Source organism: Aquabacterium sp. (genome assembly GCF_036279655.1).
Taxonomy (GTDB): Bacteria; Pseudomonadota; Gammaproteobacteria; order Burkholderiales; family Burkholderiaceae_C; genus Aquabacterium.
Genome location: NZ_DASUIT010000086.1, coordinates 1 through 23,803 on the forward strand (window position 1 = coordinate 1; position 23,803 = coordinate 23,803).

The 23,803-nt window shown below is 63.5% G+C and carries 28 protein-coding genes and 1 tRNA gene; 12 read left to right on the forward strand and 17 right to left on the reverse strand.

Annotated features, from left to right (window positions below):
• Positions 1 to 94 precede the first annotated feature (94 nt).
• Positions 95 to 400 carry an addiction module antidote protein gene (locus VFW84_RS10365; protein ID WP_329680381.1) on the reverse strand — a complete coding sequence of 102 codons (306 nt, stop codon included), beginning with the start codon at positions 398 to 400 and terminating at the stop codon, positions 95 to 97.
• A gap of 10 nt (positions 401 to 410) precedes the next feature.
• Entirely contained in the window at positions 411 to 704 is a 294-nt protein-coding gene (locus VFW84_RS10370) for a type II toxin-antitoxin system RelE/ParE family toxin (RefSeq protein WP_329680382.1), read from the reverse strand.
• A 560-nt stretch (positions 705 to 1,264) separates the two neighbouring features.
• On the opposite strand from VFW84_RS10370, the gene VFW84_RS10375 reads away from it, so the two are divergent.
• The 5 genes from VFW84_RS10375 to VFW84_RS10390 all read left to right on the forward strand — a co-directional run bounded on the left by VFW84_RS10375 (position 1,265) and on the right by VFW84_RS10390 (position 3,261).
• A complete protein-coding gene (locus tag VFW84_RS10375; protein ID WP_329680383.1) occupies positions 1,265 to 1,558 on the forward strand; it encodes a type II toxin-antitoxin system RelE/ParE family toxin in 294 nt (97 codons plus the stop codon).
• Positions 1,559 to 1,563: 5 nt separating this feature from the next.
• On the forward strand, positions 1,564 to 1,881 hold the full coding sequence (locus VFW84_RS10380) for an addiction module antidote protein (RefSeq protein WP_329680384.1): 318 nt from the start codon (positions 1,564 to 1,566) through the stop codon (positions 1,879 to 1,881).
• A 159-nt stretch (positions 1,882 to 2,040) separates the two neighbouring features.
• On the forward strand, positions 2,041 to 2,265 hold the full coding sequence (locus tag VFW84_RS10385; RefSeq protein WP_329680385.1) for a DUF6429 family protein: 225 nt from the start codon (positions 2,041 to 2,043) through the stop codon (positions 2,263 to 2,265).
• A 174-nt stretch (positions 2,266 to 2,439) separates the two neighbouring features.
• The gene (locus VFW84_RS17515; protein ID WP_414638958.1) at positions 2,440 to 2,610 is read left to right on the forward strand and encodes a DUF3024 domain-containing protein; all 171 of its coding nucleotides are present in this window, start codon (positions 2,440 to 2,442) and stop codon (positions 2,608 to 2,610) included.
• A gap of 129 nt (positions 2,611 to 2,739) precedes the next feature.
• Entirely contained in the window at positions 2,740 to 3,261 is a 522-nt protein-coding gene (locus VFW84_RS10390; protein ID WP_329680386.1) for a YcxB family protein, read from the forward strand.
• A 261-nt stretch (positions 3,262 to 3,522) separates the two neighbouring features.
• Here VFW84_RS10390 and VFW84_RS10395 read toward each other — a convergent pair.
• The 3 genes from VFW84_RS10395 to VFW84_RS10405 form a co-directional block, all read right to left on the reverse strand.
• Positions 3,523 to 3,597, reverse strand: a tRNA-Arg gene (locus tag VFW84_RS10395).
• A 46-nt stretch (positions 3,598 to 3,643) separates the two neighbouring features.
• Positions 3,644 to 4,477, reverse strand: a complete 834-nt coding sequence (locus tag VFW84_RS10400) for a hypothetical protein (RefSeq protein WP_329680387.1) — start codon at positions 4,475 to 4,477, stop codon at positions 3,644 to 3,646.
• Between the two features lie 124 nt (positions 4,478 to 4,601).
• Positions 4,602 to 4,853, reverse strand: a complete 252-nt coding sequence (locus tag VFW84_RS10405) for an H-NS family nucleoid-associated regulatory protein (protein WP_414638959.1) — start codon at positions 4,851 to 4,853, stop codon at positions 4,602 to 4,604.
• Positions 4,854 to 4,997: 144 nt separating this feature from the next.
• Between VFW84_RS10405 and VFW84_RS10410 the strand changes: the two genes are divergently transcribed.
• From VFW84_RS10410 to VFW84_RS10420, 3 genes are all read left to right on the forward strand, one after another.
• Positions 4,998 to 5,741, forward strand: a complete 744-nt coding sequence (locus VFW84_RS10410) for a metallophosphoesterase family protein (protein ID WP_329680389.1) — start codon at positions 4,998 to 5,000, stop codon at positions 5,739 to 5,741.
• Entirely contained in the window at positions 5,731 to 7,194 is a 1,464-nt protein-coding gene (locus tag VFW84_RS10415) for a bifunctional serine/threonine-protein kinase/universal stress protein (RefSeq protein WP_329680390.1), read from the forward strand. Before VFW84_RS10410 ends, VFW84_RS10415 begins: the two co-directional genes overlap by 11 nt.
• Positions 7,195 to 7,293: 99 nt before the next feature.
• Positions 7,294 to 7,779 carry a DUF4405 domain-containing protein gene (locus VFW84_RS10420; protein WP_329680391.1) on the forward strand — a complete coding sequence of 162 codons (486 nt, stop codon included), beginning with the start codon at positions 7,294 to 7,296 and terminating at the stop codon, positions 7,777 to 7,779.
• A 2-nt stretch (positions 7,780 to 7,781) separates the two neighbouring features.
• Here VFW84_RS10420 and VFW84_RS10425 read toward each other — a convergent pair whose 3' ends face one another.
• The 3 genes from VFW84_RS10425 to VFW84_RS10435 all read right to left on the reverse strand — a co-directional run bounded on the left by VFW84_RS10425 (position 7,782) and on the right by VFW84_RS10435 (position 11,976).
• Positions 7,782 to 8,264: a hypothetical protein gene (locus tag VFW84_RS10425; RefSeq protein ID WP_329680392.1), complete on the reverse strand. Its 483-nt coding sequence runs from the start codon at positions 8,262 to 8,264 to the stop codon at positions 7,782 to 7,784.
• 85 nt (positions 8,265 to 8,349) lie between these two features.
• Positions 8,350 to 10,674: a DNA topoisomerase IV subunit A gene (parC, locus tag VFW84_RS10430; protein ID WP_329680393.1), complete on the reverse strand. Its 2,325-nt coding sequence runs from the start codon at positions 10,672 to 10,674 to the stop codon at positions 8,350 to 8,352.
• A 75-nt stretch (positions 10,675 to 10,749) separates the two neighbouring features.
• Entirely contained in the window at positions 10,750 to 11,976 is a 1,227-nt protein-coding gene (locus VFW84_RS10435) for a hypothetical protein (RefSeq protein ID WP_329680394.1), read from the reverse strand.
• A 171-nt stretch (positions 11,977 to 12,147) separates the two neighbouring features.
• Between VFW84_RS10435 and VFW84_RS10440 the strand changes: the two genes are divergently transcribed.
• The 3 genes from VFW84_RS10440 to VFW84_RS10450 are packed head-to-tail and all read left to right on the forward strand — an operon-like array spanning position 12,148 to position 15,111.
• Positions 12,148 to 12,594, forward strand: a complete 447-nt coding sequence (locus VFW84_RS10440) for a FecR family protein (protein WP_329680395.1) — start codon at positions 12,148 to 12,150, stop codon at positions 12,592 to 12,594.
• Positions 12,595 to 12,596: 2 nt separating this feature from the next.
• Complete coding sequence (locus VFW84_RS10445; protein ID WP_329680396.1) at positions 12,597 to 13,205, forward strand: OmpA family protein; 609 nt, start codon at positions 12,597 to 12,599, stop codon at positions 13,203 to 13,205.
• Positions 13,206 to 13,218: 13 nt separating this feature from the next.
• Complete coding sequence (locus VFW84_RS10450) at positions 13,219 to 15,111, forward strand: CHASE2 domain-containing protein (protein ID WP_329680397.1); 1,893 nt, start codon at positions 13,219 to 13,221, stop codon at positions 15,109 to 15,111.
• A gap of 14 nt (positions 15,112 to 15,125) precedes the next feature.
• Here the strand turns inward: VFW84_RS10450 and VFW84_RS10455 are convergent, their stop codons facing one another.
• Positions 15,126 to 17,126 (reverse strand): DNA topoisomerase IV subunit B, encoded by a 2,001-nt coding sequence (locus tag VFW84_RS10455; protein ID WP_414638960.1) that lies wholly within the window; start codon positions 17,124 to 17,126, stop codon positions 15,126 to 15,128.
• 143 nt (positions 17,127 to 17,269) lie between these two features.
• Here VFW84_RS10455 and VFW84_RS10460 point away from each other — a divergent pair, with 143 nt between their 5' ends.
• On the forward strand, positions 17,270 to 17,866 hold the full coding sequence (locus VFW84_RS10460) for an FxDxF family PEP-CTERM protein (RefSeq protein WP_329680399.1): 597 nt from the start codon (positions 17,270 to 17,272) through the stop codon (positions 17,864 to 17,866).
• Positions 17,867 to 17,889: 23 nt separating this feature from the next.
• Here the strand turns inward: VFW84_RS10460 and fliR are convergent, their stop codons facing one another.
• The 8 genes from fliR to VFW84_RS10500 form a co-directional block, all read right to left on the reverse strand.
• Positions 17,890 to 18,651 carry a flagellar biosynthetic protein FliR gene (gene fliR, locus VFW84_RS10465; protein WP_329680400.1) on the reverse strand — a complete coding sequence of 254 codons (762 nt, stop codon included), beginning with the start codon at positions 18,649 to 18,651 and terminating at the stop codon, positions 17,890 to 17,892.
• 1 nt (position 18,652) lies between these two features.
• On the reverse strand, positions 18,653 to 18,922 hold the full coding sequence (gene fliQ, locus VFW84_RS10470) for a flagellar biosynthesis protein FliQ (RefSeq protein ID WP_329680401.1): 270 nt from the start codon (positions 18,920 to 18,922) through the stop codon (positions 18,653 to 18,655).
• 36 nt (positions 18,923 to 18,958) lie between these two features.
• Complete coding sequence (fliP, locus tag VFW84_RS10475) at positions 18,959 to 19,732, reverse strand: flagellar type III secretion system pore protein FliP (protein ID WP_414638961.1); 774 nt, start codon at positions 19,730 to 19,732, stop codon at positions 18,959 to 18,961.
• 8 nt (positions 19,733 to 19,740) lie between these two features.
• The gene (locus tag VFW84_RS10480) at positions 19,741 to 20,115 is read right to left on the reverse strand and encodes a flagellar biosynthetic protein FliO (RefSeq protein ID WP_329680402.1); all 375 of its coding nucleotides are present in this window, start codon (positions 20,113 to 20,115) and stop codon (positions 19,741 to 19,743) included.
• 18 nt (positions 20,116 to 20,133) lie between these two features.
• Complete coding sequence (gene fliN, locus VFW84_RS10485) at positions 20,134 to 20,592, reverse strand: flagellar motor switch protein FliN (protein WP_329680403.1); 459 nt, start codon at positions 20,590 to 20,592, stop codon at positions 20,134 to 20,136.
• Entirely contained in the window at positions 20,585 to 21,586 is a 1,002-nt protein-coding gene (gene fliM / locus VFW84_RS10490) for a flagellar motor switch protein FliM (RefSeq protein ID WP_329680404.1), read from the reverse strand. The genes fliN and fliM overlap by 8 nt, the downstream gene beginning before the upstream one ends.
• A gap of 26 nt (positions 21,587 to 21,612) precedes the next feature.
• The gene (locus VFW84_RS10495) at positions 21,613 to 22,236 is read right to left on the reverse strand and encodes a flagellar basal body-associated FliL family protein (protein WP_329680405.1); all 624 of its coding nucleotides are present in this window, start codon (positions 22,234 to 22,236) and stop codon (positions 21,613 to 21,615) included.
• A gap of 112 nt (positions 22,237 to 22,348) precedes the next feature.
• Positions 22,349 to 23,788 carry a flagellar hook-length control protein FliK gene (locus VFW84_RS10500; RefSeq protein WP_329680406.1) on the reverse strand — a complete coding sequence of 480 codons (1,440 nt, stop codon included), beginning with the start codon at positions 23,786 to 23,788 and terminating at the stop codon, positions 22,349 to 22,351.
• Positions 23,789 to 23,803: the final 15 nt, after the last annotated feature.

A 23,803-nucleotide genomic window follows, 5' to 3' on the forward strand; every position in this document is an offset into this window, starting at 1 on the left:
GTTTTTGTGCCCTCCGCCCTTACGGGCTCCGGCGCCGGTGAACTAGGCGTTAGGCTTCTCCAAATACATTCTCTGGAAGCCTATTTCAGCGCCTTCAAACGTGAATTGGCTGAGCCACCAATCTGACGCCTAGAGCAGCACAGACACGACTTATCGTGTCGAATCTCGGCTGAGAATCAGAACGCAGCGCTTTATACAGCGCCTCTCTTGCAATACCGGATGCTTTGGCAATCTCAGTCATACCACGTGCCCTGGCGATATCCCCAAGAGCAGCGGCAAGCAGCGCAGAATCTCCAGATTCCAGAATATCCGTGAGGTATGCCGCAACGGCCTCATCAGAATCCAAATATGGAGCTGCATCAAACTCCGGCAGTTCGTTCACCTTCGTACGTTTGCTCATCTGCTACTCCTCAATCCAACGTCTTAGCCAAGGCTTTCGCCTTCCGGATGTCTGCCGCCTGGCTCTTCTTCGAACCCCCAGCGAGCAGAACAATCACCTCAGTCCCGCGCTGAACGAAGTACACGCGCCAGCCGGCACCAACATGGATTCGCAACTCCGAAACGCCCTCGCCTACCGGCGCAACGTCCCCGGGAAGGCCAAACGACAAACGCCGAACTCGCGCAGCCACAATCGCCTTGATCTTGGCGTCGGGCAAGCCGCTCATCCAACGAGAGAACTCCGGTAGCGCCTTCACTGTAATCATGATGCATCGTAATCGAATGATTACACACTGTCAACTGCGCTCCGGCGCCACACCCGCCATTGAGAGGGCAGTCAGCGAACCACTGACGCACATGGACGAACCTCATCCCATCGCATCAGCAGGCTGTCCGTCCAAAAGGCGGCCAGCTCATCACCGCAGCCTGCCACCAAGCATCAAGTCATGGCTCAAAAATAGTCGAAGCCACCTGTCGACTCCACCGCCTTCAATGACAACAGCGCGCGGCCTGCCCTTCGGCAGCCGTGAAGCAAATGATGTGATGGACAGGTTGGGCATGCGTGGCAGAATCCAGAACAACAACCATCAATGGCATGCCACGGCACAGGGAGTCAGGCATGCAACGGTCAAACATCTTGCTCGGTTTCGGGGTCTGCGTGTTCTCCACGCCCTCTCCTACGCTCCCCAGCCTAACCGCTCAGTCAAGGGGACGCCCACTGGTTCCATCACGCTTCTGCTATGCCAAGCGAGGTGCCCCTTACTTCTGGCGTTAGACCGCTCAGGAACAGCATTGACAGGGCGTATCCTATGGGATACATTGAGCCATGCGTATCCGGACAACAGAGCTGTACCGCGATTGGATCAATGACCTCAAAGATCGAGCTGCACGTGCTCGCATCCAGGTGCGGGTTGATCGTCTCGCGCACGGCAATCCAGGCCAACACCGCAATTTGGCTGGCGGTATCTCAGAGCTAAAGATCGATGTCGGCCCTGGCTACCGGGTGTACTACACGCAGCGAGGCGACGAGTTGATCATCCTTCTCGTTGGCGGCGACAAGTCCAGCCAGCAGAACGACATCGCCCTCGCACAGGATCTCGTGCGCAACCTTCAGGAGTAACGGTCATGCCCAAGTCCAGCAAGAGCACCCAATCGGCAACCAAGACAGTTGCCTACGATGTTGCAGAGCAACTGCGTACGCCCGAAGAAATGGCAGCGTACCTCGACGCCTGGCTGACAGAGGCGCCCGACGACATTGCGGGCATCGCCCGCGCGCTCGGAGACATTGCGCGCGCCAAGGGCATGGCGCAGGTGGCCAAAGAAGCTGGGCTGAGTCGTGAAAGCCTTTACAAGGCGCTCAGTGAAAACGGCAACCCCAGTTTCGCAACAATCCTTAAAGTCACCAAGGCATTGGGCGTTCAGTTGCACGCAGGTGCGGCTTGAATCAATATGCAATCGGCGCCGCGGTCTAACTCAACGTTGCACGTGGACGCCAACATGGGCCATCGCTTTGCGATTTTGATGGCCCTTGTTGGTACCCTCCGCCCTGTCGGGCTCCGGCGCCGGTGAACTCTGCGTTAGGCTTCACCTAGGAGCGTTCACATGTCTGTCGACAACCAAAAAGTAGAAGAGGCTGTTCTTGCTTTGCTTGGGTACTTCGCAAACAAAGATGGGCAAACATGGAAGCGCTACGAGTTCTCAGTCATGGAGTCATTGCACGAAAAGGGCTTGATATCGGATCCTCGAGGGAGGCAAGAATCGGTGTACCTCACGCCAGAAGGGCTTGAAGTGGCTCAAAATCTCGCAAAGCAACTCTTCTCAGACTGACATGGCTTTCAACGAAATGGATCTCAACGCATAGCCAAAGCGGCTGAAGCGTTTCTAGCAGTGCATCGGCCGCCAGTCCACATCCGTCCAAAGCTCGACTTTGAATACCGTGTTGAAGGTCAGTCAGTTGAACTCTTGGAAGTGCGCCCTATGTGGGATCGACCAACTGAGATCATGAAGCGCCCCATTGCAAAGGCCACATTTGTTCGAACTCAGAGTATATGGAAAATTTACTGGATGCGCGGCAATTTGACGTGGCATCCATATGAAACTAGCCAAACCAATTCTATTGACGGGTTCTTCAAACTGGTAGGAGAGGACAAGTATGGATGCTTCTTTGGATGACCCAACAAGCGTCTATCGCCAGCCTAACTGGTTGGTCAAGCTGAGGCCAACAGTCGCTGCCTGTTGGTCCCCTCCGCTTCGCTCCGGCGCAGCTTACCGCGGGTGTTATGCCATTAGGCCCTAGCAAAAATGATCCGTTTCTCGCTCACATACACCGACTTTCAACGGTTTCAAAAGCTTGTGGCGTATCGGTTTCAGCGTCAAAAAGGGGCGTTGTCCTTGCAGTTTGGCATGCGCGTTTTGATCTGGCTATGCATCGGCATTGCTTGTGCAACTTACGCGCGTCTTTTCCGAGAGTGGCCAGAGATCTCCGGCCCGTTGACTGTCATTGGCGTGGCAGGTGCCCTTGCCTTGATTCTTGCCGCCATACAACCGCAGCTTTCTCAAGCGCTACTAAGAAAGCACCTTCTCTTATCAAATGGTGCTTTTCTTTCGCCTCAGGTCATCTCTTTCAACTCGGATGGCCTGCGCGTTGAAACGCAAAGGGGAAAGACCGAAACGCCGTGGTCAGGCTTCCTGGACCGAGATGAAGACGACACCAATTACTATTTGTTCATTGACGCAATGCAAGCTGTGATCGTGCCTCGCGCTGCATTGGGAGATCAGCTTGCTCAGTTCGTACAGTTCACACGCAACATCACCCGGCAATAGAGGTATGAAAACCGTCAGTGCTCTTTTCCACAGGCCTAACTGTTTGGTCAAGCTGACACCAACAGGCTCCGCCTGTTGGTACCCTTCGCTTCGCTCCGGCGCCGCTTACCTTGGGCGTTGTGATCGTTCAAATTTCCCCACCCGGTTGAGGATCGGGCTCGTCGGAGCGAACGAGTCCGGCCTTGAGGCCCGGCTGTATTGACCCAGCGGTTTCTGCACCGGGGATGGCTGCGCAAGACCGTGTTGCTGGCCACATTGCGATGGTGGCCCCGACAGGAATCGAACCTGTATCTATCCCTTAGGAGGGGACTATTCTATCCATTGAACTACGGAGCCGACCAAGCCGAGATTGTGCCTCAGGTCCCGGCTTGTTTTGAGCGCCTCAAGGCGCATTCGCCACGGATGCCAGCAAGAGTTCGCCCACTCGGCGCGCATGCTGCCCGCTGGCCTGCTGCGCCTGCAGCAGCAACTCCTGCTCGCGACGCCCCAGATCCCCCAGTGATGTCAGGGTCGCGCGGTAATGCCCCAACTCGGCCTCCGAGGCGAACACCAATTCCTGCTGTGCCCCGTTCTCCAAGGTGACCTGATTGCCCAGACGATCCAGATGTAGAAGCAGATCATCGACCCGGGTCATGATGTCGCGCTCCACCTTGAAGAAAGCGGTCATGGTCTGCGTGGTTACCGCAGAAGAGGACAGCAACTGCCTCCGCCAGGCCGCATCCCCCCAGGACGGAGCCTCCTGCAGCCAGCCCGACATGGCATCATCCAGTCGCGACTGCACCGCCGCATCGCGTCGGATCAACCCCTCCAGCGCAGCCTGCAATTGCGCCAGACGCTGCCTGACGGTGGCGCGCCCCGGGGCGCTGATCAGGTTGGCAGGCGTCAGCCAGTCTCCCAGAGCCACCGATTCGATCTGTGTCTGGTAGGCCGTGAGTGCCTGCTGTCTCTGGCGATGGGCATCTGCCATGGCGCTCAACAAAGGGGCCAGCGTCGAGTTCTGCGCCGCGGCCATCATCTCGGGCGTGGGCGCACTGCCCTGACGCAATTGCACCAGCACGGGCTCCAGCCGGCGGATGTCGCGCGTCATGCGCTCGATGCGTTCGCCGTCCGGCGAGCGCGTCGCCCAGATCACGGCGGACAGGACGATCAGCCCCAGCCCCACCCCCAGGATGGCCCACCACGCCAATAACGATTGATCCTTCTTGCGATACCGCATGGCACCCTGCATCCAACGGCCATGGCCGCCTTGTGAAAAATTAGACAAAAGGCTATTTCACCTCACACCCGGCATTCATCAGGTGTGACAAGGTGTAAAAGGCCTGGTTCGTGGTATCGAACCATCAGTGCGTCTGGTCGGACTCTTCGGGATCCTTGCAGCGCAACTCCTCCACGGTATAGCCTTGCTTGGTCAGTGCCTCCTTGAGCCACTGGGGCTGCGGCCCCTGCCCGTCCCAGGTGTCGCCAGACACGGGGTGGCAGTACTTGGGCGCCAGCACAGGCTCGTGCATGACCACAGGCGGCTCGGAGGGGTCGATCTCGAGTTCCTCGGGGGTGATGCGCCAAAACTCTATCAACTTGCGGATGGAGCGCAAGACCGCTTCTTGTTCTGGTGTCTTCACAGTCAGGTCAACAATGGACAACTTGTGGCGCGCGCCGCCACAGCGAGAGGGTGGATGCCAGGCGCGACGATACCATGTCAGTATTGAGGTATTACTGCCCGTGCGCGTGTCGTTGCCATGAAACTTGCCCTGCTGTCTGATCTGCATGCCAACCGCCAGGCCCTGGAAGCCGTCTGGGACCATGCCCGAGAACAGGGATTTGATCAGCTGGTGCTGCTGGGTGATTATGTCGACTACGGTGCAGACCCGTGCTGGACCGTGGATTTCGTGATGGCGCGGGTGGCCGAAGGGGCCATTGCAGTCAAGGGCAACCACGACGATGCCCTGTCGGTGGACTCGCACCACTCTCTGGGTGCGCACGTGCAGCAGTCGCTGAACTGGACTCGCCAGCAGTTGAGTGCGCAGCACAAGGATTTCATCGCGGCCCTGCCGCTCACGGCGCGCCTGGGCGATTGCCTGATCACCCACGCCAATGCCCACGCCCCCGCCGAATGGGGCTATATCCACAGCCGGCTGGAAGCCACGCGCAGCCTCTATGCCACGGATGCCCGCTTCGTGTTCTGCGGGCACATGCACGACCCGCACCTCTACCACGTGTCGACCACGGGCAAGCTCGGCGAGTTCATCCCCGTCGACGGCGTGGCGATCGAGTTGTCACCAGCCAGGCGCTGGCTGGCGATCCCAGGTTCGGTGGGGCAGCCGCGCGATGGCAATCCTGCGGCCTGTTATGCAATGTTCGACACGGACACTGAGGCACTGACCTTCCATCGCGTGCCCTACAACCACGAGGCCGCCGCCGACCAGATCCTGAAGGCTGGCCTCCCCCCGGAACTGGCCGAAAGGTTGCAACATGGTCGCTAAACCCCCGACAACAGCCCCCGAAACGCCACCCGCCGTGCCACGACTGAAGCTGGAGGCTGGCGAGATCATCGACCGCTTCGAGCTGGTTGAGCGCCTGCACCAGGGCGGCATGGCCACCTTGTGGAAGGTGCGCTGGGCCCCAGGCCATCACCCTGAGGATGGCGATCTGCCGCTGATCATGAAGGTGCCCCGCATCAAGGGCGGCGAGGATCCAGCGACCATCGTGGGCTTTGAGGTCGAACAGATGTTGATGCCCCGCCTGAGCGGCCCGCACGTGCCGCGTTACGTGGCCCGGGGCGACTTCACGCGCCAGCCCTACATCGTGATGGAGCACATCCCGGGGGAGACGCTCAAACCGCGGTTCGACCGCGCGCCGCTGCCGGTGGACGAAGTGGCCGAGATCGGCGCCAAGGTGGCCCAGGCCCTGCATGCGCTGCACTGCCAGCATGTGGTGCATCTGGACGTCAAGCCCAGCAACATCATGTTCCGCCCGACGGGCGAGGCGGTGCTGGTGGACTTCGGGCTCTCGCGGCACGATCAGTTGCCCGACTTGCTGGAAGAAGAGTTCTCCCTGCCCATGGGCACAGGGCCCTACATGTCCCCCGAACAAGTGCAGTTCGTGCGCAACGATCCGCGCAGCGACCTGTTCGCCCTGGGGGTGCTGATGTATCACCTGGCCACGGGTGAGCGGCCCTTCGGTCAACCCAACTCGGTGGCGGGCTTGCGCAAGCGGCTCTACACGGAACCGGTGCCGCCGCGCACCATCGTGCCGACCTTGCCTGAGTGGTTTCAGGAGATCGTTCTGCGCTGCCTGGAGGTCCAGCCCGACAAGCGCTATCAAAGCGCCGCCCAACTGGCCCTGGACCTGCTGCACCCCGATCAGGTCGCACTGACGGCACGTGCCACCAAGACGCGCACGGCAGGCACCCTGAGCAAGCTGGGGCGCTGGTTCAAGGCCGTCGGCGCCGAACCGCCGACCGACGCCAGCGCTGCGGAGCAGCTCTCACGCAGCCCGATCATCATGGTGGCCATTGGTGTCAACAACAACACGCCCGAGCTAGACCGCAAGCTGCTGGCCACGGTGAGGCGCATCCTGCAGATCGAGACCGGCGCCCGGCTGGCTTGCGTGAGTGTGATGAAGATCGCGCGCGTGGGCATGGACAAGCTGACCGATGGCGAGGGCAACAGCCTGCACGTCAAACACCTGGTGGCCATCAAGCACTGGGCTCGTCCCTTGCAGCAGGCGCTGTCCATGGACGACCAGCGCCTGACCTTCCATGTGCTGGAGGCGCCCGACACGGCCCATGCCATCGTCGAGTTCGCTGCCAAGAACCATGTCGACCACATCGTGATGGGCGCGCGTGGCAACTCGGCCTTGCGCCGCTACCTGGGCAGTGTCTCCGCCCAGGTGGTGGCCGAAGCGGAGTGCTCAGTCACCGTCGTGCGGGTGTAATTTGCTCTGCTGCATAACATTAACTTGCTGCAGCGCAACATGGCGGAAACAGTGCTCGGGCACACTGATCGGCGTTGACAAACGCCTTGAGGATTCACCATGCAGATTTCGCGCGACTGGGCCACGCCCCTGACCATCGGCGCCTTCATCCTGATGGCCTGTACTGGCCTGCTGATGTTCTTCCACGCCGATACGGGCTTGAACAAGGAAGCCCATGAGTGGCTGGGCTGGGCCTTGGTGGCTGGCGTGGCCGCCCATGTCATCGCCAACTGGATGGCCTTCAGCCGTCATCTGAAGCGGCCCGGCGCGCTCGTGATCATCGGTGCCTTCGTGCTGATGCTGAGCGCCTCCTTCTTCATCCAGGAAGAAGGTGAAGGCGGCAACCCCATGCGCAAGGCCAGCGAGGCCGTGCTGCAAGCCCCCTTGTCTGCCGTGGCGCCCCTGGCCCATCGATCCCCCGACGCCCTGCTGGCGCAATTGCAGCAGGCGGGCTTCAAGGTGAACTCGACCGAGCAGACGCTGATCAGCATCACCGGCCCCGAACGCGACGCACAGTTCAAGGCCCTGAGCCTGATCTTTCGCTGAGTTCAGCGTGTCTTGCCCAGCAGGATCTTGTAGTCATTGAGGTATTTCTGGAAGTTCTCGCAGTAGCCGTTGGTTGCGGTCAGCGACACCAGCTGCTTGTCTGGCATGGGGTTTTTCTTCCAGGTGATCCAGGCCGTGGCGGCGGCGTCCGACGCTTTCTGAACCGGTTTGATCAGTGCGATGAACAGCTTCTTGAAGTCCGCCATCGACAGCGCATCCATCTTCTTCTTGTCCTGCGCCAGCTTGACCATGGAAGCGATGGCCTTGATGGCCGGATCCACCTCCTTGTTGAGCTTTTTCATCTCGGCCAGGGTGTTGACGAAATGCGGAAAGCCCTTCTGGGCGTCCTTGTCCTGCCCCTTGACGCGCCCTTCCAGCTCCTTGATGGCCAGAGGCACCCGCTTTTTCAGATTGGACAGTTGCCCGTCCACACTATCGAGATAGGCCAGCAACTCGCCAACCTTCTGCATTTCGTCTTTGTTCATCGTCCAGTCCGGGCATCCATGAAGCCAGTGATGTTAGCGAATGGCGTGCCAGACGGGATCGATGAATCAGTAGGCTCGCAGCGCGTTAATCCAGGGCCATCAGACGTTCGACCTTCTGGAAGGCATCCACGGCCTTGCCCTTGCGAGCCCGCTTGCCAATGTGGGCCGCATAGGCCGAATTGCGCACATCCTCTTCCTTGGGCTTGGCGCCTCGGGTGGTGCCGATCACGCGCACACCGTTGTGCACGGTGGCCACGGAGATCAGCGGCGCCTTCTTCGCGTCCACATCCATCAGGGTCAGACCACGGCCGCCGTTGGACTGGAGCTTGAGCTCGTCCAGCGCGAACACCAGCATGCGGCCATCACCGCTGAGGCAGGCCACCTGGGTGTGCGCAGGCTGCACCTTGACGGGCGTCAGTACGCGGTCGCCGTCGTCCAGGGTCAAAAAGCTCTTGCCACCCTTCTGGCGCGTGGTCAGATCGCCCAGCTTGGCCAGCAGGCCAAAACCGCCGCTGTTGGCCAGCAGCAGGGTCTGATCGGCCTGACCAGCCAGGTAGTGCAGCGGCTGCGTCCCGGATTCCAGCTCGATCATGGTGGTGATGGGTTGGCCATCGCCACGGGCGCCCGGCAAGGCGCTGACTGGCACGCTGTAGACGCGGCCATTGGTGCCGATGACGATGAGCGGATCGACCGTGCGGCACTCGAAGGTGCCATACAGGCCATCGCCGGCCTTGAAGGCAAAGCCCGCCGGGTCATGGCCGTGACCGGTGCGCGCACGCACCCAGCCCTTTTCGCTGATGACCACGGTGACCGGTTCGTCGATCACCTTGACCTCGGCCACGGCCCGCTTTTCGGCCTGGATGAGGGTGCGGCGCTCGTCGCCGAACTGCTTGGCGTCCGCCTCGATCTCCTTGACCACGGTGCGCTTGAGCACGCCGGGGTTGTCCAGGATGTCCTGCAGCTTGGCCTGCTCGGCGCGCAGATCGGAGAGCTCCTGCTCGATCTTGATGGCCTCCAGCCTGGCCAGTTGGCGCAGGCGGATCTCCAGGATGTCTTCGGCCTGACGCTCGGACAGATGGAAGCGCTCGATCAGCGCGGCCTTGGGCTCATCGCTGTGGCGGATGATGTGGATGACCTCGTCGATGTTGAGCAACACCAGCTGACGGCCCTCCAGGATGTGGATGCGGTCCAGCACCTTGCCCAGGCGATGCTGCGTGCGGCGGGTGACGGTCTCCATGCGGAAGCCGATCCACTCGCCCAGCACCTGGCGCAGGCTCTTGAGCGTGGGCTTGCCATCGGCGCCCACCATCGTCATGTTGATGGAGGCCGAGGTCTCCAGGCTGGTGTGGGCCAGCAAGGTGGTGATCAGCTCCTGCTGCTCGACCGTGCGGGTCTTGGGCTCGAACACCAGGCGCACGGCGGCGTCCTTGCTGGACTCGTCGCGCACGGTGTCCAGTACGGACAGCACCGCTGTCTTGAGATTGGTCTGCTCGGCACTCAAGGCCTTCTTGCCAGTCTTGACCTTGGGGTTGGTCAGCTCTTCGATCTCTTCGAGCACCTTCTGGGCACTGGTGCCATGGGGCAGCTCGGTGACGACCAGTTGCCACTGACCACGGGCCAGGTCTTCGATCTTCCAGCGGGCGCGGACCTTGAGGCTGCCTCGACCGGTGCGGTAGGCCTCCTGGATGTCCTGCGGGCTGGAGATGATCTGCCCCCCCCCCGGGAAGTCCGGGCCTTGCAGGATCTCGAACAACTCCTCATCGGGCAGGCGCTCGTTCTTGATCAGGGCAATGGCGGCCGCGGCCACCTCGCGCAGGTTGTGACTGGGGATCTCGGTGGCCAGGCCCACGGCGATGCCGCTGGCGCCGTTGAGCAGCACGAAGGGCAGGCGCGCGGGCAGTTGCCGGGGCTCTTCGGTGGAGCCATCGTAGTTGGGGATGAAGTCGACCGTGCCCATGTCGATCTCGTCGAGCAGCAGGCGGGCGATGGGGGCCAGGCGGGCTTCGGTGTAGCGCATGGCCGCTGCGCCGTCGCCGTCACGAGAGCCAAAGTTGCCCTGCCCGTCGATCAGCGGATAGCGCAGCGCGAAGTCCTGCGCCATGCGCACCATGGCATCGTAGGCGGCAGTATCCCCGTGGGGGTGGTAGCGGCCCAGCACATCACCCACCACGCGGGCGCTCTTGACGGGCTTGGGGCCACTGGTGCCCGCAAAACTGAGCCCCATGCGGTCCATCGCATACAGGATGCGGCGCTGCACCGGCTTCTGGCCATCGCACACATCGGGCAGGGCCCGGCCCTTGACCACGCTCAGGGCGTATTCCAGGTAGGCACGCTCGGCGTAATGGGCCAGGGTGAGCGACTCGCCGCCATCAGGGGGTGGCGTGTTGAAATCGATGGTTTGCTGGGTCATCGTCAGGGTTCAGGATTCCTCGTTGCGGAGCGAAGTGTAGTGGCACTCGCTCCGCCGGGGCCTGCCGCCCTGAGTTCAGCGCACCGGCGCGTGACGTGCCACAGCGGCCACCAGGGCCTGAGCGCACGCGGCGGCCTCGGCGTCCGTCGTGGCGGGGAGCTGGGCCATCACCCAGAGTTCGGGCTGCCCGGTCAGTTCACGCAGGAGCACAACATGCCCGGCAAAACGGATCGATGCTTCTTTCACGCCTTTGCCCACTTGCAGGGGTTGGCTGCCCGTCTGGATCGCGGCCAGCAACAGGCGGCCCTGACGGGCCAGTTGGGCCATCTCCATGTCCGATGAGCCCGCCTGCGCCTGCACGGCCAGACTGCGCACATTGAACACACAACACACCCCTTGACCACGCCCGCGCATGACGGCCTGGGCCAGCGCATCCAGTGGCTGGCCCGATGCGGGATCAGGCTGCACAGGCACTGACACCTGCACGGGCATCGGCACCTGCACTTGCCCGAAATCCTCGGGCACCGGCTCGCGCGCCACAGGCGGCGGTGACAGATGCACCGGCTCATAGGCAATGCCCTCGTCATAAGGCGAGGCATGCGAGCGCCCACCGGATTCCGAGGCGGCACGGTCCATCAACCAGGTGCCCGACAGGAAGGGCCAGGCATCGGCGGGCTGACGCACGGCGACGGCGCGACGCACCGTCACCTCAGAGTGCTGGATCATGCCGATGAGCGAGGCATCGGTGTGCACCGCATCATAGGCCGGCTGGATGACCAAGGTACGGTGCCGGTGTCCACCTTGGGACACGGTTCGCCCCATGGCGATCAGGGCATCTTCCATCTGATGCGCAGGCATCTCGCCCAGCAAGGCCACGGCCGTGCGGGCACGGCTGAGCAGCAAGGACTTGATGGTGATCTTGGTCGCCCCGTGTTCAGACGCCACATCGGTCGAGTACACCCGGACATAACGACCGTTGCTGGTGCGCAGGTCGGCGTAGCACAGCGAGGCGAGTGCCGTCCCTGCGCCCTCGCGGCGGATCACCAGGCGCTCCAGTGCCACGCCACGGCCTTTGGCCAGATCGCCGACAAAGCGGCGGGATGCCAGACCACCCAGGCCATGCATGACCATGAAGTCCAGTTCGCAGGCATCGAAATGCGCGGCCAGGCCTTCAGCGGGATCCCCTGACACCGACAGCTCCCAGATGTTGTCACCCACCATCTGACCCAGCATCGGCTTGTCGTGCAGGCGAATGGCAGGAGCGGCCGTGGCCTCACGGCTCAAGGCTTGACGGTTCAACATGGGTGGCTGTGACATCTTGCGTCGAGTTTAGTCGCTGCCCCCCCTGGCCGATCCGCCGCGCCGCCCCCTGACCCGAGGGGTGCTCGCCCCGGGTGGGCACCACGCGCAAATTCTGGTAACGTTCCCTGGCCCCAGGCGCGGTTGTCGCGCTGTCCACCGGAGGCCATGATCATGAAATCAGCCATCTGTGCCGCGCTGGCCATGGCGGTGTGGTGCGCACCAGCCACCGCAGCCTCTGCCAGCGACACCATCGGCCACATCCAGACCGTGGCGGGAGTGGCCACCGTGCAGCGCAGCGGCGCGGCCTTGCCGGCCACCTCGGGAATGGCGCTGCAGCGGGGAGACCGGGTCCGCACCGGGCAGCCCGGCGCGCTCGGCATCGTCTTGACCGACGACACCACCGTGTCACTGGGGCCCAACAGCGAACTGCTCCTCAGCCAGTACGACTTCGAGCCCAAGGACAAGCAGTTTGCGCTGGTGCTGAAGATGCTCAAAGGCACCTTCTCCTACATCAGCGGACAGATCGTCAAGCTGGCACCGGGGTCGGCGCAGTTGCAGACCCCGGACGCCACCATCGCTGTGCGTGGCACGAAGGTGCTGGTTCAGGTACAGGAGTGACCATGGCGCATGGCAGCAACACACGGATCCGTTCCCTGGTCTGGCTGACCCTGATGACGCTGGGGGGCTGCGCCAGCCAATCCATCGTGCTGGTACCCGACCCCGATGGCCACGTCGGTCGTGTCGAGGTGAGCACCGAGGGCGGCAGGCAGGTGCTGAGTCGGGCGGGCGAGATGACGCGCACCCGGGGTGCATCGATCGCTCCCACCGAGGTCAGCCCACTCTCGCCCGAGCAGATCCAGCGCACCTTTGGCGATGCCCTGGCCATCGAGCCGCCACCGCCAGAGGCTTTCACCCTGATGTTCGAAACCGGCTCGACCGAGCTGAGCAGCGACTCCCTGCCACACATCCCGGCCATTGCCGCGGCGGTCGCCCGGCGATCGGCCGTGCGGGTGAGCGTCAGCGGCCACACGGACGCCACCGGGTCCGACCAGTTGAACGATGCCCTCGCCCTGGATCGTGCCGACAAGGTCAAGACCCTGCTGCTGCAACAGGGCGTGCCACCCGAGCTGATCTCGGTCAGTTCGCACGGCAAAGGCAACCCAGCCATCGTGACACCGGACGGCGTGGCCGAGCCCCGCAACCGTCGGGTCGTCGTGATCGTCCGCTGAGCGGGCCTGCACCTTGCTGACCGGCCCCCGCCTGCTCCACATCGCCGGGCTCAGCCTGACCCTGGCGCTGTCCGTGCTGGCGGTCTGGCCGCCCGATGCCCTGCGCAAGGTCGATCTGCGCCTGTATGACCAGATGCTGAGCGGCCGCACCACGGCCCCAAGTGCCCAGGCACCCGTGCTGGTCGGCATTGACGAGTTCAGCCTCTGGAGCTATGGCCAGTGGCCCTGGCCGCGCTACCGACTGGCCCAGCTCGTGGAGCGCTTGCAGGGGCTGGGCGCCCAGGTGGTGGCCCTGGACATCCTGATGCCCGAGCCGGACCGGACCGCGCCCGAGGTGATCGAGGCAGAACGCCACCGTGATCTGGTCGATGCACTCACGTCGCCACCGATCCCCCCGGGCACGGACAGCAACTCCCAACAACTGGCCGAGGCTCTGTCACGCGGCACCAGCGTCCTGGGCTTTCACATCGACTTTGCCCATTCCACGCCTCAAACCACGGCCTTGACCCGCAGCCTGCCCATCCTCACACAGGCTGCTGTGGCCGAAGGCTTTACCAATGCGCTGCAGGACGTCGACGGCACCGTGCGTCGGACGCCGCTGCTGCAATCGGTCAACGGACGGCAGGTGCACGCGCTGGCGCTGTCAGCCTTGTTGCACAGCACCCCGGTGCGCAGCCTGCGCGAGACGCAGGAGTCCGGTGAACACGCCCTGCACTGGCAGCAACGCCGCATCCCCCTGGATGGCGCCAGCAACATGTTGCTGGACTACCGCGATGGGCCCTTCCCCTACCTGTCTGCCCAGGCCGTTTTGAGCGGCAAGGTGCCTGCGGGCAGCTTGAAGGGGCGGATCGTGCTGGTGGGCGCCTGGGCCACAGGCCTGGGTGATCTGCACCTGCCCCCGTCGGGCAAGACGATCAAGGGTCTGGAAGTGCACGCCACCATCATCGACAACATCCTGGCGGGCACCTTTCTGACCCGACCCGACTGGGCACCAGGCGCCGAACTGACGGCCCTGCTCGTGGTCGGCATCCTGGGCACCGTGCTGCTGGCGCGTGCTGGTGCGGTCGTGTCCATCATGACCGTGATCCTGGGCAGCGTCGGCCTGTATGCGGGCGCGCGGGGCCTGCTGGTGGCACAGGGCATCCACCTGTCCCCCCTGCTGCCTATCATGGCCCTGGTGCTGATCTCCACCGTGCTGAGCCTGCTCAAGTACGGCTTCGAGGCACGGGCCTTGCGCGCGCGCACCCAGGATCTGCTGGAGGCACAGGACGAGATCATCTTCAGCATGTCGGTGCTGGCCGAGGCGCGTGACCAGGAAACCGGCGGGCACATCCGGCGCACCCAACGGTATGTCGAGATCCTGGCCAGGCAGTTGTCCACCCAGCCGCGCCATGCGCATCTGACCTCCTCGGACATCGAACTGCTGGTCAAGTCGGCCCCGCTGCACGACATCGGCAAGGTGGGCATCCCGGACGACATCCTGCAAAAGCCGGGCAAGCTGAGCGCCGAGGAGTACACCGTGATGCAGGCTCACACCACCATCGGAGCACAGGCACTGACACGGATCGTGGAAGGCGCAGGCCACCCGGAAAAGCAGCGTTTTCTGGACTACGCACGGCAGATGACGCAGTCACACCACGAACGCTGGGACGGCCTGGGCTACCCGCAAGGGCTCAAGGGAGAGCAGATCCCGCTGGCCGGCCGCCTGATGGCCGTGGCCGATGTGTACGACGCCCTGATCAGCCGCCGCAGCTACAAGGATGCGCTCAGCCACGAGCAGGTCCGAGACATGATCGCACAAGGGTCTGGCACCCAGTTCGACCCCGATGTGGTCGAGGCCTTCATGGCCAGACACGAGGCCTTTGCGGCGGTGGCCCAGGCGTTTGCCGAACCGCCGGCCCACTGAACAAGCCCGGGGGCTCAGATGTCGATCTCGACCTCGTCGCCATGCAGCTCCATCAGCTCACGGCGCGAAGCGGCTTCGCCCTTGCCCATGAGCTTGTTGAAGGAACCCTCTGTCAGCTCGAACCCCGGCTCGCCATAAGCCACGGGCAGCAGGCGCCGTGTGTCTGGGTTCAGGGTCGTGTCCCAGAGTTGTTCGGCGTTCATCTCGCCCAGGCCCTTGAATCGGCTGATGGACCAGCTCCCCTCGCGGCAGCCTTCCTTGCGCAGCTTGTCGAGGATGGCGGTGAGCTCGCCTTCGTCGAGCGCATAGAGCTTGGCGGCGGGCTTCTTGCCACGCGCCGGCGCATCCACGCGGAACAGCGGCGGGCGGGCAATGTAGATGTGCCCCGTCTCGATCAGCTTGGGGAAGTGGCGGAAGAACAGGGTCAGCAGCAAGACCTGGATGTGCGAGCCGTCGACGTCCGCGTCCGACAGGATGCAGATCTTGCCGTAGCGCAGGCCGGACAGGTCCGGCGCATCGTTGGGGCCGTGCGGATCCACCCCGATGGCCACCGAGATGTCGTGGATTTCGTTGTTGGCAAACAGGCGGTCGCGCTCGACCTCCCAGGCGTTGAGCACCTTGCCGCGCAGGGGCAGGATGGCCTGGGTTTCCTTGTCCCGGCCCATCTTGGCGCTGCCACCGGCCGAGTCCCCCTCAACCAGGAAGACCTCGTTGAGGCTGATGTCGCGGCTTTCGCAATCGGTCAACTTGCCGGGCAGCACGGCCACGCCGGAGCCCTTCTTTTTCTCAACCTTCTGGCCGGCACGCTGACGGGCCTGGGCCTGTTTGATGACGAGCTCCGCCAGCTTCTTGCCGTACTCCACATGCTGGTTGAGCCAGAGCTCCAGCCCGGGTTTGACGTAGGTGCTCACCAGGCGGACGGCATCGCGGCTGTTGAGGCGCTCCTTGGTCTGGCCCTGGAACTGGGGGTCCAGCACCTTGGCGCTGAGCACGAAGCTGGCGCGCGAGAACACATCGTCGGGCATGAGCTTGACACCCTTGGGCATCAGCGAATGCATCTCGATGAAGCCCTTGATGGCGTTGAACAGGCCATCCTTCAGGCCAGACTCGTGTGTGCCACCGGCCACCGTGGGAATCAGGTTGACATAGCTCTCGCGCATGGGCGAGCCCTCTTCGGTGAAGGCCACGCACCAGGCGGCGCCCTCGCCTTCGGCGAAGTTCTCGGTCTCGGCGCCACTGGCGTACTGCTCGCCTTCGAACAGCGGGATGATGGGGTCGGTCGTGAGGGTCTGCGTCAGGTAATCGCGCAGGCCGCCTTTGTAGAGCCAGGTCTGGATCTCACCGGTTTTTTCGTGCGTGAGGGTGATGGTCACCCCGGGCATGAGTACGGCCTTGCTGCGCAGCATGTGCACCAGCTCGGCCTTGGGCAGATCGGCACTTTCGAAGTACTTCGGGTCCGGCCAGGCGCGCACGGTGGTGCCGTTCTTGCGGTCGCCCGATGCGGCGGGGCGCACCGTGACCGGCTCGATCACGTCGCCGCCGCTGAAAGCCAGTTGGGCCACCTGCTTGTCTCGGCAGACCATCACCTGCAGACGGGTCGACAGTGCGTTGGTCACGCTTACACCCACCCCGTGCAGGCCACCCGAGAAGCTGTAGGCACCGCCCGAACCCTTGTCAAACTTGCCGCCCGCGTGCAAGCGGGTGAAGACGATCTCGACCACCGGGACCTGCTCTTCCGGGTGCAACCCAAAGGGGATGCCCCGGCCGTCGTCCTCGACGCTGACGGAGCCGTCGGCGTGCAGGGTCACCGCGATGCGCTTGCCAAAGCCCGCCAGAGCCTCGTCGGCGGCGTTGTCGATGACCTCCTGGATGATGTGCAGAGGGTTGTCGGTCCGGGTGTACATGCCCGGACGTTGTTTGACGGGCTCCAGGCCCTTGAGGACGCGGATGGAGCCTTCGCCGTAGGTGGCGTTGGGCTGGGTGCTTGTTTTGGTCACAGGTTTAGCGGAAGCCATGGCGGCCGATTGTAGAAGGCCCGTGCAGTCCGAACGGATCAGGGTCCGCATATCTGCTTACATCTCTTGCAGAGATCCTGGCATTGTGAAGAGAACGCTGGCTTAAAGTTCGTGAGAACCATCACGATCCCGGAGGGAACCCCATGATTGACAAGACCATTTCGATCGCCTGCCTGGCCCTGTGCGCACTGACTGCCCAAGCCAAGGACTACACCCTGACCCTGCCTGCAGGTGAAGATACCGCCTATCAGCTTTTCAAGAACAAACAGGACACCCGCGGCGCCTTCAGCGACACATTCAGCTTCAGCCTGGCTGCGCCTGCCGAAGGATCGATCTATCTGCTGCCCCAGACAGGCCACAGCACCGTCCAGCATTTCCTGGTCGGCATGGACAATGTGTCGCTGAGCCTGCGCAACCACCAGACTGGACAGGTCTGGGAGGGCATTGAGGCCCGCAGCATGGCCGAAGGTACCGCGGCCTACACCGCGGACCTGACGGCCTTGCAGCTCATGGGCTTCGATGCCAATTTGGCCCAGTTGATCAGCGAAACATTGCCTCAAGGTGACTACACCGCCACGGTGACTGGCTCCGTCGAGGGCGTGCTGGGCTCAACTTACCTGGCAGAGTTCAAGTTGAGCGCAGCCAGCGTTGCGGCCGTGCCAGAGCCCGAGACCTATGCCCTGATGGGTCTGGGTCTGGTGGGCATCAGCGTGGTGGCACGCCGCCGTCAGCAGAGCTGATCGGCGACACGGGCCCTTCGGCCTCAGCCAAAGAGCGCCAACATGCGCTCGATGGCCATCGTGAAGGGCACCTGCATCATGGGCAGGGTCAGCCACAGGCCCAGCAAGCCCACCCCGATCGACACCGGGAAGCCCACCGAAAACACGTTCATCTGGGGGGCGACCCGGGCGATCAGCCCCATCACCATGTTGACCAGGGTCAGCATGGCCACGATGGGCAAGGACACCCACAGCCCCAGCCTGAAGACTTCTGCACCCCAGACCTGAGGCTGCAAGGTGCGGATGAAGGCCAGGGGCTCGGGCCCGACCGGAAAGGTCGTGAAACTCTGCACCACGGCCGCCGTGATCAGCAGGTGGCCATTCATCACCACGAACAGCCAGGCCGCACAGGTGCCGTAGAAGCGGCTGACGGCCGTGGCCTGCCCTCCCGACATCGGGTCAAAGAAACTGGCGAAGTTCAGGCCCATCTGCAAGCCGACGATTTCACCTGCGAACTCGATCGCGGCAAAGATCACCCGGGCGGCAAAACCCACCGTCACCCCGATGAGCACCTGCTGCAACACCACCATCACGGCTTCGGCCGAATTGACGTTGATCTGAGGCATCTCGGGCAGACTGGGCTGAGCGGCCATCACCACCAGCAAGGCCAGCCCCATGCGCACACGGCGCGGAATGGCCCGGGTGGACAGCACCGGCGCGGCCGTGAACAGTCCCAGCACCCGAAAGAAGGGCCACAGCCAGGGCGTGATCCACGCCATGATCTGAGCCTCGCTGAAGGTGATCATGTCACCCGACCACCGTGGGAATGGACTGCAGCACGTTGCGGATGTAGTCCACCAGCACGCTGAGCATCCACGGCCCGGCAATGCCCATGGTGGCAAAGGCCGCCAGCAGCTTGGGCACGAAAGACAGCGTCTGCTCGTGGATCTGAGTGGCCGCCTGAAGGATGCTGACCACCAGGCCCACCACCAGCACCACGGCCAGCACCGGCGTACACACCAGAAGCAGGGTCCACAGGCCATCGCGGCCGATGGTCAGTACTTGTTGCGGGTCCATGATCGGTCCATCTCTTGGGGTGGGGTGACGTGGGTGCTAGGCAAAACTGGCCGCCAGCGATCCCAGCAGCAGGTTCCAGCCATCGGCCAGCACAAACAACATGAGCTTGAAGGGCAGCGCCACCATGACGGGCGATAGCATCATCATGCCCAGGCTCATGAGCACGCTGGCCACCACCATGTCGATGACGAGGAAAGGAATGAAGATGAGAAAACCGATCTGGAAGGCCGACTTGAGCTCGCTGGTCACGAAAGCCGGCACCAACACCCGAAAAGGCACGCTCTGGGGTTTGATCTCGCCTTCGTACTTGGCCAGCTTGGAAAACAGCGACAGGTCAGACTGCCGGGTCTGGCGCCCCATGAAATCGCGCATGGGCACCTGACCGCGGTCCAGCGCTTCGGTGAAGGTGATCTGGTTGGCCGCGAAGGGCTCGTAGGCGTCCTTGTAGACCTTGTCGAAAGTCGGGCCCATGACAAAGAGCGTCAGAAACATCGACAGCCCGATGATGACCTGGTTGGGTGGCGCCGACTGGGCGCCGATCGCCTGCCGCACCAGGCTGAGCACGATGACGATGCGGGTGAAGCCCGTCATCATCAGCAGCAGGGCCGGCAGGAAGCTCATCGCGGTGAAGAACAGCAGGGTCTGCACCGGCACGGAGTAGCTGTTGGCGCCGCCGCCCTGCCCGACCAGCAAAGGCAGCGAGCTGCCGCCAACGCCAGGTGTCTGCGCCGCCGCCATCAGCGGGCTGAGGGTCAGCAAGGCCGCGGCCCAGGGGGCCAGGCGACGCCAGAGGAGAGAGATGTGGCTCATGGGGTCCATCAGGCAGAAGGGGGGATGACCCGATCGCTGGTACGACGCAACAGGGATGAGAACGCTTGTGCCGCGGGCGGCAACTGAGCAGAGGTCTGGGGGGATGCACTCCCTGCGGGCGCAGCCAGGGTGTGCAGGGCCGTGATCTGCTGCTGGGTCACGCCCAGCACCAGCCAGGTCCGCTCGCCACCGGCGTTGAGCTCGACCGTCACGACGCGCTGGCCCGGGCCCACATTCGTCTGCGCCACGGTCTGCAGCACGGCTGGCCCACCACCCTTGAGGGCGTTGCCCACCATGCCCGAGCGCTTGAGCAGCCACAGCGAGGCGGGGATCATGGCCAGCACCACCACCAGCCAGAACACCATCAAACCCGTCGATTGCATGTCTGATCCTCTCGGCACTCAGGCGCCACGGCTCAGGCGCCGCATGCGCTCTGAAGGGGTGACAATGTCCGTCAGGCGGATACCGAACTTGTCGTTGACCACCACCACCTCGCCCTGGGCGATCAGGAAGCCGTTGACCAGCACGTCCATGGGCTCCCCGGCCAGGGCATCGAGCTCGACCACCGAGCCCTGCGCCAACTGCAGGATGTTCTTGATGGGGATGCGCGTGCGCCCCAGCTCCACCGTGAGTTGCACGGGGATGTCCAGGATCATGTTCAGGTCATTGCCTGCGGGCATCGCCGGTGTGGGCGAGAAGTTCGCGAAGGACGCAGGCGTGACCTGCTGGGCCGGCTCGGCCACTTCCGTGGCGGTGCTGCTGGGGGCGGACGACTGCTGCGCCAGCGCGGCCTCCCATTCAGCGGCCATGGCGTCCTGCTCGGCATCACCGGCAGGAGGGAACTCAGCGTTGTCAGTCATGTCGATCTCCCAGCCAACCCGCATCGGCGCTGGTCAGCATTTGTTCCACACGGAGGGCGTATTTGCCGTTGGACGTACCGTAGTAGCACTCCAGCACCGGCACCCCGTCCACTTTGGCCTGGATCAGTTGATTGAGGTCCAGCTCGACGAAGTCGCCGGGCTTGAAGGCCAGCAGTTGCTCCACCGTCGCGGGGGCCTGGGCCAGTTCGGCCACCAGCTCCACCTCGGCGGACTGGATCTGCTGCTTGAGCAGGTTCACCCAGCGGCGGTCGGGCTCGGCCGAATCGCCCTGGATGGACGAATACAGGATGTCGCGGATGGGCTCCAGCGACGCATAAGGAATGCAGAAGTGGATGGTGCCGCTGGTGTCACCGATCTCCAACGTGAAGGAGGTGCACACCACGATCTCGCTGGGGGTGGCGATGGTGGCGAACTGGGGCTGCATCTCCGAGCGCTGGTAATCCAGCTCCACGGGGTAGATGCCCTTCCAGGCGCGCTTGTATTCGGTGCCGATCACATCGATCAGACGGGTGATGATGCGCTGCTCGGTGGGCGAAAAATCACGCCCTTCGATGCGGGTGTGGAACTTGCCAGCGCCGCCAAACAGCGCATCGATCACCGAAAAGACCAGCGTCGGATCACACACCACCAGACAGGAGCCACGCAAGGGGCGCAGCGCCATGATGTTGAAGTTGGTGGGCACCACGATCTCGCGCAGGAAGGCGCTGTACTTCTGAACCTTGATGCCGCCCACCGACACCTCGGGGGACTTGCGGATGAAGTTGAACAGACCGATGCGGATGTTGCGTGCGAACCGCTCGTTGATGATCTCCATCGTGGGCATGCGACCACGAACAATCCGCTCCTGGTTGGCCAGGTTGTACTCGCGGATGCCCTCCTTGGGCGTGTCTTCCTGCTCCAGCTTCTGGCTTTCGCCCGTGATGCCCTGAAGCAGGGCATCCACTTCATCTTGGGAGAGTATTTGCTGGTTCATGGCGGCTCACTGCTCGGCGACCCGGTTCACTGGACGATGAACGTGGCGTAATGCACATGCACGATGGGGTTGTAGAGCTCGACCTTCTTTTTCTTCTTCTTTTTCTTTTTGGGGGCTTCGTCCTCTTCCTCGGCCGCAGCCTCTTCGGGATCCTCGACCTCATAGCCCATCGCACGGGCGGCCTCGCGGCGAACCTCTTCGGCCAGCTTTTCCTTGCCTTCGGGCGAGAGCAGTTCGTCGGCGGTCTTGTGCGAGAGGATCAGCAAGATGGCATTGCGGATGGCCGGCATGTAGGACTTGAGCTCGTCGCCGATCTTGGGGTCATCGACCTGCAGCGTCAGCCCAATCTGGGCAAAACGGTCGGCATCCTTGTCCGCCAGGTTGACCGTGAAAGGATCCAGGGGCACGAAGGTGGGGGGCGTGCCCTTTTCTCCATGATCCTTGGGGGCAGCCTTCTTGGCGGAGACCTCTTCACCGTCGCCACCGTCTTCGGCAGCGGCCTCGGCGGCATGCTGCTTCTTGAGCATCAAGTACACCGCAGCGCCACCGCCGACCAGGACCAGGCCCAGCACGGCAGCAATGATGATGATCAGCTTTTTCTTGCCGCCTTTGGGGGCGGCTCCTTCGGCGGGTGCGGGGGCGGCAGCCATACATTGATCTCCGATTCAAGCTCTGACCTGATTATTCAGGCCCAGGCTTTTTGCAATGTGCGAATAAGGCGCCCAAATCACCGGCCATTTCGCAGGCCCTCCCCGCCCGCTGTCAGGCGTAGAGATCCAGGCCTCCGGCCAGTCCACCCGATGCCATGCCCTGGCGGGGCGGCATCGGAGGTGCCAGGGTCTCGGTGAGCCCGCCCGCCTCGCGAGAGGCTGCGGGTGTCCATGAGGGCGCGCGGCCCTGCGGGTTCTGATCCTGCGGGCCCGACCAGGCCTGGCGCGCGCCTTGGTCCGACACACCGCCGCCGGAGAGATTCAGGCCGGCCTCTTCCAAAGCACCCGACAGGAGGGACATGCTGGCTTCAATCGCTTCACGGGTATCAGCCTGAGCTGCGGCAAAGTCCACCTGGGCATTGACCCCATCGAGTTCGATGCGGATGTGAACCGGGCCCATCTCCGCCGGGTTAAGGCGCAACTCCGCCGTCATCGGGCCGTTCGCAGCCGCACCGCTCACCCACATGCTGACGCGGTCAGCCAGGGCCTGTGCGAAATCGGGGCTGTCCACCGGGGTGGCCAGCGTCGCGGTATGGTGAGGAGTCGACTCGCTGGACGACACGGCGTTGTTCACCGGACGAGCCACATCACGCGCCAGCATGGCGCTGAACTCCAGGCCGGAAGCGCCCTTGCCGGCGACCTCCATCAGGCCCGCTTCTTCCTGCACGGCCACCTCCTGACCGCGCCCCTGCAGGCTGTCACGCAGGGTGTCCATGCGATGGGCCAACTCGCTGGCATCGGTCAAGGCCTCATGAGCCGAGCGCGCTGAGGCGCGCGCACCCAGACCCCGTCCCAGATCCAGCTCGGAACGACCCGTGTCCGCAGACGACTCGGCATCCAGGTTGATGTCGGAGCCGGCCTCCTCTGCCGCCGGCAACGCGCCGTCGGCCTGCGTGAGGCTGGCCAGCCAGGCCAGCATGGCCGCCGGATCGGAGGTCGTCAACTCTTGCGGGGGCTGCAACTCCTGCACCCAGGCCGATGCTTCCCCTTGCGCAGTCTTGAAGTTCACCTCCTTGCCCTCTTGCACGGCAGCCCAGTCCACCGACACATCGGCAGGCGCCTTGGGCGTTTCGTGTGCAGGCGCAGCCTGCTTGGCAGGAGGCTTGGACTGGTTCTGCTTGGCGGCCAGGCGCGCCTTTTCCGCTGCCTGGGCAGACTGCTGAGCCTCACCTTGACGCGAGGCCGTCGCGGCGGCCTGGGCACTGCGCTGTGCAGCCTGGGCTGTCGCTGAAGCCGCCGTGGCCACCATGGATCGGGCGCTCAGGGCGTTCTGATTCGCAGGCACCGAAGGCGCCCCGGCGTTCAGCGCAGACGCTACCGCCGGCTGCTGCACATCACGGTGCTGCGCCATCCATCGGGCAAAGGCCTGCGCATCGGACGCCGCACCAGAGCCACCGCTCAGGGCACCCAGGGCACTGGACACCGAATCGGCCGTGCCGCCCCGCTGGGCGCCGGCCGTGCTCTGAAACGAATGAAATTGGGTGGAGCTCATGGGCATCTCCGAGAA

What these genes read in the sequence shown, in the direction of transcription:
- VFW84_RS10365 (WP_329680381.1), bottom strand. Translation starts at nt 400, where the DNA reads ATGAGCAAACGTACGAAGGTGAACGAACTGCCGGAGTTTGATGCAGCT.
- VFW84_RS10370 (WP_329680382.1), bottom strand. Translation starts at nt 704, where the DNA reads ATGATTACAGTGAAGGCGCTACCGGAGTTCTCTCGTTGGATGAGCGGC.
- VFW84_RS10375 (WP_329680383.1), top strand. Translation starts at nt 1,265, where the DNA reads ATGCGTATCCGGACAACAGAGCTGTACCGCGATTGGATCAATGACCTC.
- VFW84_RS10380 (WP_329680384.1), top strand. Translation starts at nt 1,564, where the DNA reads ATGCCCAAGTCCAGCAAGAGCACCCAATCGGCAACCAAGACAGTTGCC.
- VFW84_RS10385 (WP_329680385.1), top strand. Translation starts at nt 2,041, where the DNA reads ATGTCTGTCGACAACCAAAAAGTAGAAGAGGCTGTTCTTGCTTTGCTT.
- VFW84_RS17515 (WP_414638958.1), top strand. Translation starts at nt 2,440, where the DNA reads ATGAAGCGCCCCATTGCAAAGGCCACATTTGTTCGAACTCAGAGTATA.
- VFW84_RS10390 (WP_329680386.1), top strand. Translation starts at nt 2,740, where the DNA reads ATGATCCGTTTCTCGCTCACATACACCGACTTTCAACGGTTTCAAAAG.
- VFW84_RS10400 (WP_329680387.1), bottom strand. Translation starts at nt 4,477, where the DNA reads ATGCGGTATCGCAAGAAGGATCAATCGTTATTGGCGTGGTGGGCCATC.
- VFW84_RS10410 (WP_329680389.1), top strand. Translation starts at nt 4,998, where the DNA reads ATGAAACTTGCCCTGCTGTCTGATCTGCATGCCAACCGCCAGGCCCTG.
- VFW84_RS10415 (WP_329680390.1), top strand. Translation starts at nt 5,731, where the DNA reads ATGGTCGCTAAACCCCCGACAACAGCCCCCGAAACGCCACCCGCCGTG.
- VFW84_RS10420 (WP_329680391.1), top strand. Translation starts at nt 7,294, where the DNA reads ATGCAGATTTCGCGCGACTGGGCCACGCCCCTGACCATCGGCGCCTTC.
- VFW84_RS10425 (WP_329680392.1), bottom strand. Translation starts at nt 8,264, where the DNA reads ATGAACAAAGACGAAATGCAGAAGGTTGGCGAGTTGCTGGCCTATCTC.
- parC (WP_329680393.1), bottom strand. Translation starts at nt 10,674, where the DNA reads ATGACCCAGCAAACCATCGATTTCAACACGCCACCCCCTGATGGCGGC.
- VFW84_RS10435 (WP_329680394.1), bottom strand. Translation starts at nt 11,976, where the DNA reads ATGTTGAACCGTCAAGCCTTGAGCCGTGAGGCCACGGCCGCTCCTGCC.
- VFW84_RS10440 (WP_329680395.1), top strand. Translation starts at nt 12,148, where the DNA reads ATGAAATCAGCCATCTGTGCCGCGCTGGCCATGGCGGTGTGGTGCGCA.
- VFW84_RS10445 (WP_329680396.1), top strand. Translation starts at nt 12,597, where the DNA reads ATGGCGCATGGCAGCAACACACGGATCCGTTCCCTGGTCTGGCTGACC.
- VFW84_RS10455 (WP_414638960.1), bottom strand. Translation starts at nt 17,126, where the DNA reads ATGGCTTCCGCTAAACCTGTGACCAAAACAAGCACCCAGCCCAACGCC.
- VFW84_RS10460 (WP_329680399.1), top strand. Translation starts at nt 17,270, where the DNA reads ATGATTGACAAGACCATTTCGATCGCCTGCCTGGCCCTGTGCGCACTG.
- fliR (WP_329680400.1), bottom strand. Translation starts at nt 18,651, where the DNA reads ATGATCACCTTCAGCGAGGCTCAGATCATGGCGTGGATCACGCCCTGG.
- fliQ (WP_329680401.1), bottom strand. Translation starts at nt 18,922, where the DNA reads ATGGACCCGCAACAAGTACTGACCATCGGCCGCGATGGCCTGTGGACC.
- fliP (WP_414638961.1), bottom strand. Translation starts at nt 19,732, where the DNA reads ATGAGCCACATCTCTCTCCTCTGGCGTCGCCTGGCCCCCTGGGCCGCG.
- VFW84_RS10480 (WP_329680402.1), bottom strand. Translation starts at nt 20,115, where the DNA reads ATGCAATCGACGGGTTTGATGGTGTTCTGGCTGGTGGTGGTGCTGGCC.
- fliN (WP_329680403.1), bottom strand. Translation starts at nt 20,592, where the DNA reads ATGACTGACAACGCTGAGTTCCCTCCTGCCGGTGATGCCGAGCAGGAC.
- fliM (WP_329680404.1), bottom strand. Translation starts at nt 21,586, where the DNA reads ATGAACCAGCAAATACTCTCCCAAGATGAAGTGGATGCCCTGCTTCAG.
- VFW84_RS10495 (WP_329680405.1), bottom strand. Translation starts at nt 22,236, where the DNA reads ATGGCTGCCGCCCCCGCACCCGCCGAAGGAGCCGCCCCCAAAGGCGGC.
- VFW84_RS10500 (WP_329680406.1), bottom strand. Translation starts at nt 23,788, where the DNA reads ATGAGCTCCACCCAATTTCATTCGTTTCAGAGCACGGCCGGCGCCCAG.